Origin of the sequence: Krasilnikoviella flava (assembly GCF_900167525.1) — a bacterium.
In the GTDB taxonomy this organism is placed as follows: domain Bacteria; phylum Actinomycetota; class Actinomycetes; order Actinomycetales; family Cellulomonadaceae; genus Isoptericola; species Isoptericola flavus.
Map to the genome: position 1 here is coordinate 180,739 of NZ_FUZQ01000003.1, position 14,879 is coordinate 195,617.

The following is a 14,879-nucleotide window of genomic DNA, read 5'->3' on the forward strand; positions in this document are numbered from 1 at the left end:
TCGACCACCGGCCCCGAAGGCCTTTTCCTGCACCGCACGACGACGGCCGGCCCACCGCGGAGGTGGACCGGCCGTCGTCGTCTCCCGGCCGCTGCTGCCGGCCGGGCTCAGAGCCTCAGAACTTCTCCTGCATCTGCGGGTTCAGCGACTTGAGGTTCGTCTTCGCCCTCCCGTCGATCCGGTCGTCGATGTCGAACGTGTCGAAACCGATCCCCAGGTCGTTCGAGTAGGCGTAGCCGTTGTACCAGTAGGTGGACCAGGTGCCACCGCTGGAGATGCCCGCGCCGCGGTCGAACCAGGCGACCTCGGTCGGGTGGGACGAGTCGGTGAAGTCGAACACGGAGACGCCGCCCTGGTACCAGGACTGGACCATGAGGTCCTTGCCCTCGACGGGGATCAGCGAGCCGTTGTGGGCCACGCAGTTCTCGGTGGCGTCGTTGATGCGCGGGATCTTGTAGTAGCTCTGGAAGACGAGCTCCTTGCCGTGCTTCCCGCCGTGCTTCCGGACCTTCTCGATGTCGTAGATGCCGTTGGCGCCGAGCTCCGGTGCGTACTCGCCGGTGCAGGTCGCCAGGCCGCCGCCGCCGAGCTCGTCGGTGAAGACGACCTTGGTCGCATCGTTGTTGAAGGTGGCCGAGTGCCAGAACGCGAAGTTCTCGGTGTCGCGGACCGTGCTGATCACCTTCGGGTGGGCGCGGTCCTTGATGTCCATCAGGATGCCGTCGCCCATGCACGCACCCGCCGCGAGGTCCTTCTGCGCGTAGGTGGTGATGTCGTGGCAGCCGGACGTCGCCGAGGCCCTGCGGTCGGGGTCGCCCTCGTAGCCGCCCTCGGGGAAGAGGTTCGGCGTGCCGACGAGCTCGGCCGCGGCGGGGTTCTTCACCGGGATCTTCACGATCGAGATGATGTCGTGCGGCGGCTGGCAGTCGGGGAACGACGAGTTCGGGCTGTACGACGAGACGTAGACGTACAGGTCCTTGCCGTTCTTGGTCGGTGCCAGCGAGTGGGTGTGGGACCCGCACGCCGTCTCGACCGCCTGGACGTACTCGGGCTCGAGCGGGTCGGAGATGTCCCAGACCTTGATGCCCTCCCAGGCGTCCTTCTCCGTCGCGGGGCGGGTTGTCGAGGCGCAGGAGTCGTCGCTGCGCGACGAGTCGGTGGAGAGCACCAGGATGTCGCCGTACACGGAGATGTCGTTCTGCGAGCCGGGGCAGTACACCTGCAGCGCCTGGACCGGCTCCTCGGGGTCGGACAGGTCGTAGACGGTGAAGCCGTCGTAGTTCCCCGCGTAGGCGTACTTGCCCTGGAACGCGATGTCCGAGCCGGTGCCCTGCAGGGCGCCGTTCTTCGGGTTGTTGCTGAGGTGCTCGATGTTCGACGACGCCACCTCGCCGGGCGGGACGTCGGGCTCGGCGGCGTCGGACGCCGACGCGGGGGCCGCGAGCCCCAGCGCCCCCGCGACCAGGGTCAGCGAGAGGGCGACACCGGCGACGCCTCTCGTCCGTGAACTGCTCGTCCGTGAACTCCGCATCCGTGGACTCCTCTTCCGTGAACTCAGGGTTGGACGACGCGCATGCGCCACACATCGTTGTGTTGGTCACACTGAGTGTTGTCTGGAAGCATCCTCCCCACCAGGTGTGCGGGCATCTTTTTACGCCGTGGCAACAACCTCAGGAGAGGATCTTCCGGTGACCACAGACCCCCGGATCCGTCGCACGGGCGGCCGTCGCGCCGCCCTGACCTGCGTCGTCGCGCTCACTCTGGGGCTCTCCGCCGGATGCACCGCCGAGGAGCCCGCGCCGGCACCGACGCCGTCGTCGGCCGTGCTCGCGCCGGGCAAGCCCGGCGAACCCGCCCGGACGATCGCACCCGACGACTACGAGGGCATGGGCGACGTCGACGTGGTCACCGACGCCGACGCCGACTTCATGACCCAGATGATCGGCCACCACGCCCAGGCCGTGGAGATGGCGCAGCTGGTTCCCGAGCGGTCGACGTCGGCGCAGATCGAGAAGTTCGCCGAGCGCATCCGCCTGACGCAGGACGGCGAGATCCAGTACATGAGCCGCTGGCTCACCGACCACGGCCTCCCGGTGCCCGCGGTCGCCTCGCCGTCGGCGGCGCCTTCGGACGGGAGCGGGCCGCGCGCCCCGCAGACCCACGACCACGACTCGATGCCCGGCATGCTGACCGACGCCGAGATGGAGGCCTTGGCGGACGCGGACGGCACCGCCTTCGACCGGCTGTTCCTCGAGGGCATGATCCAGCACCACGGCGGTGCACTGGAGATGGTCGAGGACGTCAGCTCCGCCGGCCGCGACGAGACCGTCCAGGAGTTCTCCGCGAACGTGGCGGCGGACCAGATCGCGGAGATCGACCGGATGTCCCGGCTGCTCGACGAGCTCGCTGGTTGAGCCTGTCGAAACCACCGCCGGTGGAGCAGGTCGACACCAGAGGCCGGGTTTCGACAGGCTCAACCAGCGAGGCTACTCGTCGTGGTCGTCGTGGTCGTCGTGCTCGCGCTGGCGCTCGTGCATCTCCTCGTGCCGCGACGGGTCCGCCACCACGTCCTGGAAGGAGTTGGTGCGGCCGGCCTTCCAGTACCCGCCGATGTCGCTCTGCCGCTTGCCGATGCCCTGGGCGCGGGCCCAGCGGCGCACGGGCTTGACGCATCCCGCCTCGGCGAACGCCCACACGTAGGCCCACGTGTCCGTGGGCAGCTCGATCCCCTCGGCGAAGTCGCCGAGCAGCCGCGTGCTGCCGGGGGCGGCGCCGTCGCGGTGCAGCCAGGTCAGCGTGAACCCGGCCGGCACGCGCAGCTCCTGCTCCTCGGCGGCGTCGGCGACCTCGATCGCGGCGACGCCGCGCGCGTCGTCGGGCAGCTCCTCGAGCCATCGCGCGACGGCGGGCAGCGCCGTCTCGTCGGCGAGCAGGACGAGGAAGCCGAACTCGGGCGGCACGACCAGGCCCGGCCTCGGGCCGGCCACCCACAGGGTCTCCCCCGGCTCGACGGTCTGCGCCCAGTCGGACGCCAGCCCGCCGGGGTGGACGACGAAGTCGAGGTCCACCTCGCGCGCCACGGGGTCGTAGCGCCGGATCGTGTACTCGCGGGTGGGCGGGAACGGGTCCGGCCAGTCGAGGTGCTCGCCGTCGTCCGCCTGCCACGGCACGCGCACCCGGCCCGTGTCGGCGTCGGGGAAGACGAGCTTGCAGTGCTCGTCGGCCTGGTGGGACTCGAAGCCGTCCATGTCCGGCCCGCCCAGCGTCACGCGCACCATGCGCGGCGTGACGTGGGTACGGCGCAGCACGGTGAGCTCGCGGATCCGGATCGGGAAGTCGTCGAAGTACGCCTCCGGCCGCGGCCCGCGCGGGTCGACGACCGCGACGGGCTCGGTCAGGGCGCTCATCGGTCCGCCGCCAGCGTCTCGGCCGCGGCCCGGAGGTCCTCCACCTGCTGCTCGGCGGCGTCGAAGGTGTAGATCGTGCCCGACGTCATCGGGAACGCGTGCCCGGCCTCGACCGCGGGCAGCCGCTGCCAGGACGCGCTGTCGAGGATCTCCTGCGTGGGAGCGTCCACCGAACCGTCGAGGTTCACGGCGTAGAAGAGGGCGTCCTGCCCGGCGAGGTCCGGGAGGTTCTCGGTCGCGAGCTCGGTGACGTACCGCTCGGGGTTCTCCGTGTAGGCGGGGTTATACCCGAACCCGGCGCCCGTGAGGCGCTGGTAGGCGAGCGACTTGGACGTGGAGACCCAGATGCCGTCCATGGTGCTCAGGTGCGTGGCCTCGAGCCCGGTCAGCACGTCGCCGTGCTCCTCCTCGATCGCGGCAAGCTCGGCGTCGAGGGCCTTCTGCCGCTCGTCGGAGTCGGTCGCCCTGCCCACGAGGTCGGCCACCGTCGGGTAGTTGGCCCAGACGTCCGTGGGCTCGGCGATGTCGAGGATCACCGTGGGCGCCACCTGCGAGATCTCCTCGTAGTCGATCCCGAGCGACCCGTTGTCCATGCCGATGATGAGGTCCGGCTCCGCCGCGATGAGCTTCTCGATGTCGACGCCCTCCCAGGTGCCGACCGTGGGCACGTCCGCGACGGCGTCGTACCGCTCCCCGAGCTCCTCCGGCAGGAACTCGTCCTCGAGCGACGCGACCGGCACGACGCCGAGCTCGGCGAGCTCCGTCCCGGTGCGCCACAGCGCGACGACGCGCTGCGGGTCGGCGGGGATCTCCACGTCCTCGCCCGTGAACGTGGACTCCACGGTGCGCGTGCCGCCGTCCCCCTCGGCGGCGGACGACGCGCCGTCGTCCGCGGCGCCCGCGGAGCCGCACGCGGTCAGGGAGAGGGCGAGGAGGGCGGTGCCGAGCGCGGCGACGGTGCGGGTCGGAGACATGCAGGTTCCTTCGGGAGGGGCGGGCGGGAGGCGGGGTCGCAGCCGTGCGACGGCCGCGCGACGGCGACGACCGCCGGATCGCGGGACCTGGTGCTAAGGCGAGGCTAACGTAACTTAGGATGCCCTTTGTGTCTCCCCCCGACGTGCGACGGCGAGCCCCGCGCCAGGCCCTCCTGCTCGTCGTCCTCGCCGCCGTCCTGGCCGCCGCGCTGCTGCTCAGCCTGATGATCGGCAGTCGCGCGATCCCCGCCGGCGACGTGCTCGCCGCCCTGTTCGCCGACGTCGACTCCGACGACGCCACCGTCGTCACCAGCCAGCGCCTGCCCCGCACGCTCGTGGCACTGGCCGCCGGGCTGGCCCTCGGTGCGGGAGGGGCCCTCATGCAGGGCCACACCCGCAACCCGCTCGCCGACCCCGGCCTGTTCGGCGTGAACGCGGGCGCCGCGTTCGGGGTGGCCGTGCTCGTCTTCGTCCTCGGGGTGCAGGCCCCCGCCGCGATCGTGCTCGCCGCCCTCCTCGGCGCGGGCGTGGCCGCCACGCTCCTCTTCGTGCTGGGCCTCGGTGCGCTGCGCGGCGACGCGCTCGTGATGCTCGCCGTGCTCGGCACCACGCTCGCGGCCTTCCTCGGCGCGTTCACCCAGGGATTCGTGCTGCTCGACCGGCAGACGCTCGACGTGATGCGCTTCTGGGACGTCGGGTCGGTGGCTGGGCGCGACCTGTCCGCGACCGCCCTCGTGCTGCCGCTCGCCGTCGCGGGGCTCGTGCTCGCCCTCCTCAACGGAGGCGCGCTCAGCTCGCTCGGCCTGGGCGAGGACGTGGCGCGGTCGCTGGGCACCGGGGTGCTGCGCGCCCGCGTGGTCGGGATCGTCGCCGTCACCCTCCTGGCGGGGACGACGACCGCGGTGTGCGGGCCGATCGGGTTCGTCGGGCTGGTGGCCCCGCACGTCGCACGGCGTTTCGCCGGGCACGACTACCGCTGGATCGTGCCCGCGAGCGCCCTGGTCGGGGCCGTGGTCGTGCTGGTCGCGGACACCCTCGGCCGCGTGATCGCCCCGCCGGGCGAGCTGCAGGTCGGCATCATGATGGCCCTCGTCGGCGCGCCCGTGCTGCTCGTCATCACCCGCCGGCGCCGGCTGGTGGCGCTGTGAGCGCCGGGCGGACGACGGCCCCCGGGGTCGCGGCGGTGCGCCTCGGCCCCGTCGCGCTGCGCGTGCGTCGGCGGGCGGTCGTCGCGACGCTCGCCGTGCTCCTCGTCCTGGTCGGCGTCCTGACCGTGGCGCTCCTCACCGGGGCGCTCGCGCTGCCGGTGGACCGGGTGCTGGTCGCGCTCGCGGGGCAGGGGTCGGGCGTCGAGCAGCTCGTCGTGGGCCGGCGCCTGCAGCGCGCGGCCGCGGCCGTCGTCGTGGGGGCGGCGCTCGGCTGCAGCGGGGCCCTCACGCAGACCGTCACCCGCAACCCCATCGCCAGCCCCGACATCCTGGGCGTCACGGCCGGGGCCAGCGTGTTCGCCGTCCTGGTCGCCGTCCGGCCGGACGTCGTCGAGGGCGCCCTGGGAGTCCCCCCGCAGAGCGTCGTCGGCGTCGCCACGGTGCTCGGCGGCCTGCTGACGGCGGCCCTGCTCCTCGTGCTCAGCCAGCGCGGGGGCTTCGACGGGTTCCGGCTCGTGCTGGTCGGCATCGGCGTCAACGCGCTCGCCCTCGCCGTGGTGTCCTGGCTGCTCACCCGCGCCGAGCTCGAGAGCGCCGCGGTCGCGCAGCGCTGGCTCGTCGGGTCGCTCGAGGGCGCCACCGGCACGGAGGTCGCGTCCCTGGGGCTCGTCGCGCTGCCGGGGCTGCTGGCGTGCGTCGTGCTGGCCGACCGGCTCGGCGCGCTGCGGCTCGGGCCCGAGGTCGCCCGCTCGCTCGGGGTACGGGCCGGGGGGACGCAGGTGGGGGCGCTCGTCCTGGCGGTCGTGCTCGCGTCGGCTGCGACGGCGGTCGTGGGGCCGGTCGCGTTCGTCGCCTTCGTGGCACCCCAGATCGCGCTGCGCGCGTTCCGCACCGCCGGGCCCCCGCCGCTGGCCGGCGCGGCGGTCGGGGCCGCGCTGCTCCTCGTCGCCGACACCCTGGCCCAGTCCTTGCCCGTCCCCCTGCCGGTGGGCGTGCTGACGTCGCTGGTCGGCGCCCCCTTCCTGCTCTACCTCGCGACCCGATCCCTGCGGAGGACCCGTGGCTGACACCGCCCGCCTCGACACCGGCGCGCCGGCCGCCCCCGGCGCCGTGACCGGCGAGCTCCCGCCCCTGCGCGCCGTCGGCGTGCACGCCGGCTACGGCGACCGCGCGGTGCTGCAGGGCGTCGACCTCGCCGTCACGGCCGGACGGATCACCACCGTCGTCGGGCCCAACGGCTGCGGCAAGTCCACGCTGCTGCGCACCCTCGGGCGCCTGCTGACCCCCACCGGGGGGCACGTCGAGCTGGGCGGCGACCGCGTCGCCGGGCTGCGGCCGCGCGAGCTCGCGCGGCGGCTCAGCATCCTGCCCCAGTCGCCCGTCGCGCCCGACGGCATGACCGTGCGCGACCTCGTCGAGCGCGGTCGGCACCCGCACCGGCCCTGGTACCGCCAGTGGTCCCCGGAGGACGTGCGGATCGCGAAGGAGGCGATGGAGTCCACCGGCGTCGCGGACCTCGCCGACCGCGCCCTCGACGAGCTCTCCGGCGGGCAGCGGCAGCGGGCGTGGATCGCGATGACGGTGGCGCAGCAGACCGACGTCGTGCTGCTCGACGAGCCCACCACCCACCTCGACCTCGCGCACGCCGTCGACGTGCTCGACCTGGTGGTGCGGCTGCGCGCCGAGGGCCGCACGGTCGTCACGGTGCTGCACGACCTGGGTCTGGCCGCCCGCTACTCCGACTGGGTGGTCGTCATGAAGGACGGGCGGGTGCGCGCGGAGGGACCGCCCGCCGACGTCCTGGACGCCACGATGCTCGCCGACGTCTTCGGCCTGGACGCGCACGTCTTCCCCGACCCGTACGACGCGCTGCCCACCGTGGTCCCGACCGGCCACGCGTGACCCGCGCCGGTCAGGGCCTCGGCAGAGCCGTGACCAGCAGCATCGTGGAGTCGTCGTCGGACTCGAGGCCGGCGAGCTTGTGCTCGACGACCTCCAGGTCGCACGTCAGCCCGAGGGTGGAGCGCAGGTCCTCGAGCCGGTCCCGGAGCCGGGTGCCGCGACGCTCCACGAGCCCGTCGGTGTAGAGCAGCAGGGACTCGCCCGGCACGAGGGTCACCTGGCCGGCGCGCACCGTCTCCCGCATCGCGCCCACGGGCGGGTTGCGGACCACCTCGACCCACCGGGCGCCGTGCGCGTCGGCGACCACGGGTGGCAGGTGCCCGGCGCAGACGTAGTCGACGACCCCCGCCCCGGTGTCGGTGTCGACCTCGAGGATGCCGACCAGCAGCGTGGCCATGTCGTCGGTCAGGAGCGTGCGGGCGAGCCGGTCGAGCCCGGCCGCGGCCGTCGCGACGTCGCGGTGCTCGAGGAGCAGGGAGCGCAGGCCGTTGCGGAGCTGGTTCATCGCGGAGGCAGCGGGCAGCCCGTGGCCCGCCACGTCCCCGATGACGAGGGCGGTCCGCCCGTCGGGCAGCTCGAACGCGTCGTACCAGTCCCCGCCGACCCGTCCCCCGTCCGCGGGCCGGTAGCGCGCCTCCAGCCGCCAGCCCGGCACCGTGGGCAGCGCGGCGGGCAGCGACGAGTGCTGCAGCACCAGCGCCGCCCCCAGGTCGGGACGGCTGCGCCGGTACAGGAGCTCGACGACGGTGCGGCGCGCCACGAGGGCGGCGCGGACGTCGTGGTCCGACCAGGGCTCGCAGGTGCCGTGCACGGCCTCGCGCCACGCGGCGAAGGAGCGCCGGGGCCCGACCCGGACGACGGTGCCGTCCTCGTCGCGGTCGACCGTCTTCGCGCTCGGGTCGCCGCCCCAGGTCACCTCGCGGGCGACCTCCCGGCGGAAGAGCGCGAGCAGGTCCCCGTCGGGCAGCGGGGCCACGAGCGCCCCCGCGACCTCGCCGAGCTGTTCCTTCAGCTCGGGGTGCTCGCCCCGCAGGTCGTCCGACGTGTACACCGGCTCGGTCCCGACGTCCTTGCGCGGCGTCGCGGTCCGTCGCACGACGTCGACCACCACCTCCGGCGCGTCCGGGACCAGCCCGACCGCCGCCGTCACGTCCCCGGTGCGCACCACCGCGCCGTCCACGCCCAGGATGCGCAGCAGCTCCGGCTGGGCGACGGCGTGGGCCACCGGGTCGTCCTCCGCCCGCACCAGCGCCTCGAGGGCCCGGGACACGTCGCGGGCGTGCTGCGCGTCGTCGGCGGCCTCGCGCACCACCATCTGGAGGGACAGCCCCGACGCCAGCGCCTCGGCCGCTGCGCGGACCTCGAGCGACGGCGTGTGCGGGCCGTCGACGTGGTGGCACGCGACCATCCCCCACAGCCGCCCGCCCCGCAGCAGGGAGATCGACATCGAGGCGGCGACGCCCATGTTCCGCAGGTACTCGACGTGCACGGGGGACACCGCGCGCAGGCTGGCGAACGAGAGGTCGGTCGGCTCGCCGGTGCCCGGCAGCAGCACGGGCACCAGGTGCCGCGGCACCGACTCCACGTCGGAGATGAGCCGCAGCCAGCTCTTCTCGTACAGGGCGCGCGCCTGCGGCGGGATGTCGCCCGCCGGGTAGCGGTGGCCGAGGAGGGGCTCGAGGTCCTCGCGGCGAGACTCCCCGACGACCTCGCCGTGGTGGTCCTCGTCGAACCGGTAGACCATCACCCGGTCGAAGCCCGTCACCTCCCGCACCCCGCGCGCCGTGAGCGCGTACAGCTCCTCCAGCGAGCCGGCCGTCGCCGCCTGGCCGAGCACGGTGTACGCGGCGCGGTACGGCTCCGCCGGGTCGGCGGACTGGTCCGCGAGCGGCTCGAGCTCGACGATCACGGCGGACTGCGGGTTCCGGTGCGTCGACGCCACCCAGGTGCGGCCGTGGAGGACCACCCGCCGGAGCCCGTCCGCGAGCGGCCCGCCGTCGGCGACGTCGTCGAGCCGCAGCGCCGCCGCGGCGTCGTCGCCGAGCACGGCGGCGACGGTCCGCCCCAGCACGTCGTCGGCCGCCACGCCCAGGAGATCCTCCGCGTTGGCGGACACCTGGACCACGACGTCCGCGTCGAGCACCATCAGCACTCCGCGGGGCTGGACCGAACCCGGCACATGGATCGGCTCGGCCGCGCAGACCTCGAGGTCGGCGTCGTCGTCACTGTCTCGGACGGAGCTCCGCATGCTCGATCAGCCTCATCCTGGGCTCGTTCGTGCGCGGCGGCCGCTTCTTGGCGCACGAAGGAACCCTCCCACGCCGCTCGTGCCGCCTCCAAAATTGCGGCGTGGCCGGCCCGGGGCTCAAGGCGCGGTGACGAAGACGTCGAAGAGCTCGGGGTGGTGGCCGTGCACCAGCACGGCGAACACGACGAGGTCGAACAGCAGGTGCACCGCCACCACGTAGGTGAGGCTCTTGTAGCGGCTGAAGATCCACCCCTGGACGAGGGCGAACGGCACGGTGAGCAGCGGCCCCCACTCGCGGTAGCCGAGCTCCCACAGGAAGGACACGAAGATCACCGCCTGCAGCACGTTCGCCGTCCACAGCCCGAAGTGGCGGCGCAGCAGCGCGAACACGGTGCACACGAAGAACAGCTCGTCCCAGATGCCCACGGCATTGACGCCGACGAACAGCCGGGCCACGTCCTGCCCGTCCTCGAGCGGGGGCCAGTTGAGGTACGCCCCGGAGCCCAGGAAGTACCAGGGCAGCAGGAGGTAGCCCACCAGCACCACGACGACGAGGTACACGTACTGCCCGCTCGACCACCGCCGCCCGGTCGCGATGGGGAAGCGCACCACGCCCGCGCCGTCGTCGTCGCGGAACCAGAACCGGGACGCCGCCCACGGCACCAGCACGGCCAGGGACAGCACGACGGCGAACCGCGCCATCCCGGCGTCGGACAGGTCCGCCTCGAGGGAGATCGTCGAGATGATGCCGAGCGAGACGGCGATCAGCGCCAGGTCGCGCCCGAGCCGCCGATCGACGACGAGGCCGAGCGCGACGCCCGCCACCAGCGGCAGGTACGCGAGCGGGCGCACGTGCACCGCGAACAGCAGGATCGCCGACGCGGACACGAGGGCCGCGGCGACGACCCGCCACGCCTGGCGCGACGTCGTTGCCGGTGGGGCGGCACGGGGGGCGGTTTCCATCGTCCGGCGAGGATATCCGGCGGCGTGCGTGGAAGAATCCGGGGCATGGTCGCGGACGGTGCGCACAGCCGTGACGGGGGTGCGCGCCCATGACGGCCCGGCCCCTCGGCAGGCTCAGGACGACGCAGCCCCCCGGGAGACCCGGGGCGACCGCGGTGCAGGCCCTCGTGGCGGCGGGGCTCGCCCGCCCCGTCGCGGACGAGTCCTTCGACCGCTTCGCCCGGCTGGTGCAGCGCCAGCTCGGCGTCCCCACCGCGCTGGTCACCCTCGTGCTGCCGGACTCCCAGGTGTACCCCGGTGCGCTCGGGCTGCCCGACCCCTACCAGGCCACGCGCCGCACCACGCTCGCCGATCCCCTGTGCGGCGAGACGATCCGGACGAGCGGCCCCCTCGTCGTCGAGGACCTGCGCGCCGACCCCCGCTTCGCGAGCCGGGAGACGGTCACCGAGCTCGGCATGGGGTCGTACGCGGGCTTCCCGATCTTCGACCGGCACGGCACCGCCGTCGGCACGGTGTGCGCCCTGGACACCGAGGCGCACGCGTGGAGCGCGACCGACCTCGCCACCCTGGCCGACCTGGCCTCCGCCTGCACCGCCGAGCTGCGCCTGCGCCTCGAGCGGCAGCGCGCGCACCGCATCCAGCAGGTGGCGGTGCACGCCACGCGCCGCACCCGCATGCTGCTCGACCTCACCGACCGGTTCGCCGCCGCGACCACACTCGACGAGATCGTCGACGCGCTGCGTGCGTCGGGTCCCGGGCTGGGCACCGTCTGGGCCGCGCTCGCGCTCGCGGAGCCCGGCGGGTCCGGCCTCACCCTCGCGGAGCGCGACGGCGCGTACCCGTACCTGCCGCGGCACTGGCGCTTCTCGGACCCCGCGGTGGCGTCCGTCGCCCGCGCCCGCCGCCCGGCGTTCTACCGCGACGGCACCGCGGCCCTGCGCGACCAGCCCACCTGGTCCCCGTGGGTCGACCCGTCCCTCGGCGGCCTGGCCCTGCTGCCCATGGTCGTGGACGACCATCTGCTCGGCGTCGTCGTGCTGCTGTGGCGCGGCCCCCACGACCACGACGACGAGAGCCGGCGCACCGCCGCCACCCTCGCGTCGTGCGTGGCGCAGGCCCTCGTGCGCATCCGGGTCCTGGAGGACCGGCACCGCGTGGCCACCACCCTGCAGGCGGCGATGCTCACCGACCTGCCGCACGTGCCGTACCTGGAGCTGGCGTCGACGTACGCGTCCGCCACCCGCACCGACAAGGTGGGCGGCGACTGGTACGACGCCGTGGAGCTCGACCCGCGCTCCACCGTGCTGATGATCGGCGACGTGACCGGCCACGACATGCAGGCCGCCGCCCGGATGGGGCAGCTGCGCGCCATGCTGCGCACCCTCGCCTGGTGCCAGGACGCGCCGCCCGCCCGGCTGCTGCGCGAGCTGGACCGCGCCAACCGCGGCCTCGGGCTCACCGCGAGCGGCACGGCCGTCGTCGCGCGCCTGGACCGCACGGGCCGCGGCGAGCCCGGCGACGGGGACGACGGCTGCCGCCTGTGGTGGGCCAGCGCGGGCCACCCGCGGCCGGTGGTGCTGCGCGCCGACGGCCGCGTGCACGAGCTGGCGGGGCGCCCGGACCTCATGCTCGGCGTCGACCCCTCGATCCTGCGGCGGGACCACGCGGCCGAGCTGGGGCCCGGCGACACCCTGCTGCTGTACACCGACGGGCTCGTGGAGTCCCGCACCGTGTCCTTCGCCGCCCGCGCCGAGGAGCTGCGCGGCGTGCTCGTGGACCTGCACGGGAGCCCGACGGCGGAGCTGCCGCAGCGGCTCGTCGACCGCATGGTGCAGGTGCCTCAGCGCGACGACGTGGCCGTGCTCGCCGCCCGCGTCCGCTGACCCGCGGGCGTCAGAGGTGCGCGGCGCCGAGCTCGACGAACAGCGCGCGGTTCAGGCGGAACGCCTCCTTCGCCTCGGAGACGGCGAGGTCGACCTCGGTGTCGTCGAGGTCGAGGCCGTCCAGGCGCTCGCGGTACACGTCCTTGAAGGGCTTGGCCTTGGGGATCTCGGGGAAGTCGTAGAACTCCAGGCCCGCGCCGGCGAGGCCGTAGTGGCGCTGCATCATCCGCTGGATGACCTGCCCGCCGGAGAGGTCGCCGAGGTACCGCGTGTAGGCGTGCGCGGCATAGCAGGCGACGTCGCCGCCGACGGCGTGCAGCCGCGCGACGTAGCGCTCCGTCGCGGGCAGCACGCGCACGACGTCACGCCATCCCGGGCCGTACAGGTGCGCGAGGTCCCGCTCGATGGCGGGCACGCGGGTGAGCTCATCGAAGACCAGGCCTTGGCCACGGTCGTCGGCCCGCATCAGGTCGCTCGCCCGCTCGAGGGCCGTGTAGACCGCGAGCTGCTGCGCGGCGAGGTCGGCGTACGCCGCGACGTCGAGCACGCCCGCGAGGAGCCGCTCCACGAACCCCTCGGACTCCGCCTGCGAGTGCTCGGCACGTGTGCCCTCGCGCAGCCGGGTCGACAGCGGGGCAACCTCCGCGAGCACGGTCATGGGACCTCCAGGTCATGGTCGGCCGGACCTCCGGCGTCGCCGTCGACGTCGTGACCGATCGTCACGACGTGGCGTCACCATAACAGGGGAAGTAAGGTTTGCCTACCCTGCGTTCGGGGCGGTGGTCGGAGGGTGGTCGGCGGGGTGGTCGCGCGAGCTGTCGGTGGCCGTGGGCAGGCTGTGCCCATGACGACGGCGCCGCCCCCTGACCCCCGGACCGTGCTCCACCGCTACCTGCGCTCGGCCCGCGAGGCGCTGCTGTGGAAGGTGGAAGGGCTGTCGGAGCGGGAGGCGCGGATGCCTCGCACGCCGACGGGCACCAACCTCCTCGGGCTGGTCAAGCACGCGGCCACCGTGGAGATCGGCTACTTCGGCGGCGTGTTCCGGCGCCCATGGCCCCGCCCCGAGGACGCGCCGTGGCTCGCCGCGGCCGACGCCCCCGACGCCGACGCCGACGCGCTGCAGGCGGAGTTCTTCGCGACCGCAGACGAGTCGGTCGGGCAGATCATCGGCCTGTACCGGCAGGTGTGGGACTTCGCGGACGCGACCATCGAGGCGCTCCCCCTCGACGCGCCCGGTCGTGTCCCCTGGTGGCGCGAGGGGCACCAGGACGTCACGCTGCACCAGATCCTCGTGCACGTGACCACCGAGCTGCACCGGCACGCCGGGCACGCCGACATCCTGCGGGAGGAGGCCGACGGCGCCGTCGGCATGCGGCCCGGCAACGACAACCTGGCGAGCGGCTTCGACTACGCCGCCTTCACGGCCACCCTGCGTGGCATCGCCGAGCAGTTCCCCGAGGAGAGCCGATGACCGACGACGTCCCCACCGTCCCGACGATCCGCCAGGTCGTGCTCGACACGGCCGACGCACGCGGGCTCGCCGAGTTCTACCGCGAGATGTTCGGCCTCGCGTACCGCCCGGGCGACGAGCCGCCGGCACCGGGCGAGCCGGACCCGCGGGGCGCGGACTGGCTGGTGCTGCGCCACCCGGGCGGCGTCCCCCTCGCCTTCCAGCAGGTACCGGCGCTGCCGCCGTCGACCTGGCCGGACGACGGCGTGCCGCAGCAGCTGCACCTCGACGCCACCGTGCCCGACGTCGCCGCGCTGGACCGCCAGCACGAGCGCGCCCTCGCGCTCGGGGCACGGCTGCTGCGCGACCGGTCCGACGACCCCCAGGAGCCGCTGCGGGTCTACGCCGACCCCGCCGGTCACCCGTTCTGCCTCTTCGTGGGCTGATTCGTGGCTGAGGGCTCAGCCCCAGGAGTCGCAGCCCCAGCCGTCGCCGTCCGCGTCGAGGCGGTGGTAGTCGTCGCTGCCGACCCAGACCTTCTTGCGGACGTCGGAGCAGTCGAGGTCCTTGCCCGGGTAGTTCCACGGGCCCTTGACGTACGTGCGCACGTAGTCGGTCGCGCGGTCGGCCTCGAGGTTGGACTTCCCGGCGAACTTGACGACCCAGGTGCCCGACCGCGACTGCGAGTGCTTGTAGCCGTAGGCGCCCTTGGTGTTCGTCTTCAGGGTCTTGATCCTGACCGGCTTCGCGTCGCCCGCCGGGTCGAACCACACGGCGATCGCCTTGCCGGCCGTCGGAGCCACCCAGCGGCCGGAATTCTTGTACTTCAGCGTGCCGGCGAGGGTCACCGTGCCGCCGACCGCGACCGGCTCCGGCTTGGCGTTGAGGGTGAGGCTGGTCGGGT

General features: G+C 73.9%; 14 protein-coding genes. 7 read left to right on the top strand and 7 right to left on the bottom strand.

Translation table 11 applies throughout. The features are described from left to right. Window positions 1-115: 115 nt before the first annotated feature. Window positions 116-1,531 (bottom strand): LVIVD repeat-containing protein, encoded by a 1,416-nt coding sequence (locus B5Y66_RS08820; protein ID WP_079573594.1) that lies wholly within the window; start codon window positions 1,529-1,531, stop codon window positions 116-118. A gap of 157 nt (window positions 1,532-1,688) precedes the next feature. On the opposite strand from B5Y66_RS08820, the gene B5Y66_RS08825 reads away from it, so the two are divergent. Continuing rightward, window positions 1,689-2,414 carry a DUF305 domain-containing protein gene (locus B5Y66_RS08825; protein WP_079573597.1) on the top strand — a complete coding sequence of 242 codons (726 nt, stop codon included), beginning with the start codon at window positions 1,689-1,691 and terminating at the stop codon, window positions 2,412-2,414. A 72-nt stretch (window positions 2,415-2,486) separates the two neighbouring features. On the opposite strand, the gene B5Y66_RS08830 is transcribed toward B5Y66_RS08825, so the two are convergent. Together B5Y66_RS08830 and B5Y66_RS08835 are read right to left on the bottom strand one after the other, a co-directional pair. Continuing rightward, complete coding sequence (locus tag B5Y66_RS08830) at window positions 2,487-3,407, bottom strand: siderophore-interacting protein (RefSeq protein WP_079573599.1); 921 nt, start codon at window positions 3,405-3,407, stop codon at window positions 2,487-2,489. After that, window positions 3,404-4,381, bottom strand: a complete 978-nt coding sequence (locus B5Y66_RS08835; protein ID WP_079573601.1) for an ABC transporter substrate-binding protein — start codon at window positions 4,379-4,381, stop codon at window positions 3,404-3,406. Before B5Y66_RS08835 ends, B5Y66_RS08830 begins: the two co-directional genes overlap by 4 nt. A gap of 128 nt (window positions 4,382-4,509) precedes the next feature. Between B5Y66_RS08835 and B5Y66_RS08840 the strand changes: the two genes are divergently transcribed. The 3 genes from B5Y66_RS08840 to B5Y66_RS08850 are packed head-to-tail and all read left to right on the top strand — an operon-like array spanning window position 4,510 to window position 7,431. Next, complete coding sequence (locus B5Y66_RS08840) at window positions 4,510-5,529, top strand: FecCD family ABC transporter permease (protein WP_245807015.1); 1,020 nt, start codon at window positions 4,510-4,512, stop codon at window positions 5,527-5,529. Beyond that, entirely contained in the window at window positions 5,526-6,596 is a 1,071-nt protein-coding gene (locus tag B5Y66_RS08845) for a FecCD family ABC transporter permease (protein ID WP_079573605.1), read from the top strand. Before B5Y66_RS08840 ends, B5Y66_RS08845 begins: the two co-directional genes overlap by 4 nt. Then, window positions 6,589-7,431 (top strand): ABC transporter ATP-binding protein, encoded by an 843-nt coding sequence (locus B5Y66_RS08850; RefSeq protein ID WP_079573607.1) that lies wholly within the window; start codon window positions 6,589-6,591, stop codon window positions 7,429-7,431. Before B5Y66_RS08845 ends, B5Y66_RS08850 begins: the two co-directional genes overlap by 8 nt. 10 nt (window positions 7,432-7,441) lie before the next feature. Here the strand turns inward: B5Y66_RS08850 and B5Y66_RS08855 are convergent, their stop codons facing one another. Together B5Y66_RS08855 and B5Y66_RS08860 are read right to left on the bottom strand one after the other, a co-directional pair. Beyond that, entirely contained in the window at window positions 7,442-9,679 is a 2,238-nt protein-coding gene (locus B5Y66_RS08855) for a SpoIIE family protein phosphatase (RefSeq protein WP_079573609.1), read from the bottom strand. Window positions 9,680-9,796: 117 nt separating this feature from the next. Beyond that, window positions 9,797-10,642: a CPBP family intramembrane glutamic endopeptidase gene (locus B5Y66_RS08860; RefSeq protein ID WP_079573612.1), complete on the bottom strand. Its 846-nt coding sequence runs from the start codon at window positions 10,640-10,642 to the stop codon at window positions 9,797-9,799. Window positions 10,643-10,797: 155 nt separating this feature from the next. On the opposite strand from B5Y66_RS08860, the gene B5Y66_RS08865 reads away from it, so the two are divergent. Next, on the top strand, window positions 10,798-12,525 hold the full coding sequence (locus B5Y66_RS08865) for a SpoIIE family protein phosphatase (protein ID WP_176168827.1): 1,728 nt from the start codon (window positions 10,798-10,800) through the stop codon (window positions 12,523-12,525). A 10-nt stretch (window positions 12,526-12,535) separates the two neighbouring features. Here the strand turns inward: B5Y66_RS08865 and B5Y66_RS08870 are convergent, their stop codons facing one another. Then, window positions 12,536-13,183, bottom strand: a complete 648-nt coding sequence (locus B5Y66_RS08870; RefSeq protein WP_079573616.1) for a biliverdin-producing heme oxygenase — start codon at window positions 13,181-13,183, stop codon at window positions 12,536-12,538. A 186-nt stretch (window positions 13,184-13,369) separates the two neighbouring features. Here B5Y66_RS08870 and B5Y66_RS08875 point away from each other — a divergent pair, with 186 nt between their 5' ends. Together B5Y66_RS08875 and B5Y66_RS08880 are read left to right on the top strand one after the other, a co-directional pair. Next, window positions 13,370-13,996: a DinB family protein gene (locus B5Y66_RS08875; protein ID WP_079573618.1), complete on the top strand. Its 627-nt coding sequence runs from the start codon at window positions 13,370-13,372 to the stop codon at window positions 13,994-13,996. Continuing rightward, complete coding sequence (locus B5Y66_RS08880; protein ID WP_079573620.1) at window positions 13,993-14,421, top strand: VOC family protein; 429 nt, start codon at window positions 13,993-13,995, stop codon at window positions 14,419-14,421. Before B5Y66_RS08875 ends, B5Y66_RS08880 begins: the two co-directional genes overlap by 4 nt. Before the next feature lie 15 nt (window positions 14,422-14,436). Here B5Y66_RS08880 and B5Y66_RS08885 read toward each other — a convergent pair whose 3' ends face one another. Then, window positions 14,437-14,823 carry a hypothetical protein gene (locus B5Y66_RS08885; protein WP_079573622.1) on the bottom strand — a complete coding sequence of 129 codons (387 nt, stop codon included), beginning with the start codon at window positions 14,821-14,823 and terminating at the stop codon, window positions 14,437-14,439. Window positions 14,824-14,879 lie beyond the last annotated feature (56 nt).

Excerpts from the sequence above, each read along its gene's own strand:
- B5Y66_RS08820 (WP_079573594.1), bottom strand. The coding sequence starts at position 1,531 with ATGCGGAGTTCACGGACGAGCAGTTCACGGACGAGAGGCGTCGCCGGT.
- B5Y66_RS08830 (WP_079573599.1), bottom strand. The coding sequence starts at position 3,407 with ATGAGCGCCCTGACCGAGCCCGTCGCGGTCGTCGACCCGCGCGGGCCG.
- B5Y66_RS08835 (WP_079573601.1), bottom strand. The coding sequence starts at position 4,381 with ATGTCTCCGACCCGCACCGTCGCCGCGCTCGGCACCGCCCTCCTCGCC.
- B5Y66_RS08855 (WP_079573609.1), bottom strand. The coding sequence starts at position 9,679 with ATGCGGAGCTCCGTCCGAGACAGTGACGACGACGCCGACCTCGAGGTC.
- B5Y66_RS08860 (WP_079573612.1), bottom strand. The coding sequence starts at position 10,642 with ATGGAAACCGCCCCCCGTGCCGCCCCACCGGCAACGACGTCGCGCCAG.
- B5Y66_RS08870 (WP_079573616.1), bottom strand. The coding sequence starts at position 13,183 with ATGACCGTGCTCGCGGAGGTTGCCCCGCTGTCGACCCGGCTGCGCGAG.
- B5Y66_RS08875 (WP_079573618.1), top strand. The coding sequence starts at position 13,370 with ATGACGACGGCGCCGCCCCCTGACCCCCGGACCGTGCTCCACCGCTAC.
- B5Y66_RS08880 (WP_079573620.1), top strand. The coding sequence starts at position 13,993 with ATGACCGACGACGTCCCCACCGTCCCGACGATCCGCCAGGTCGTGCTC.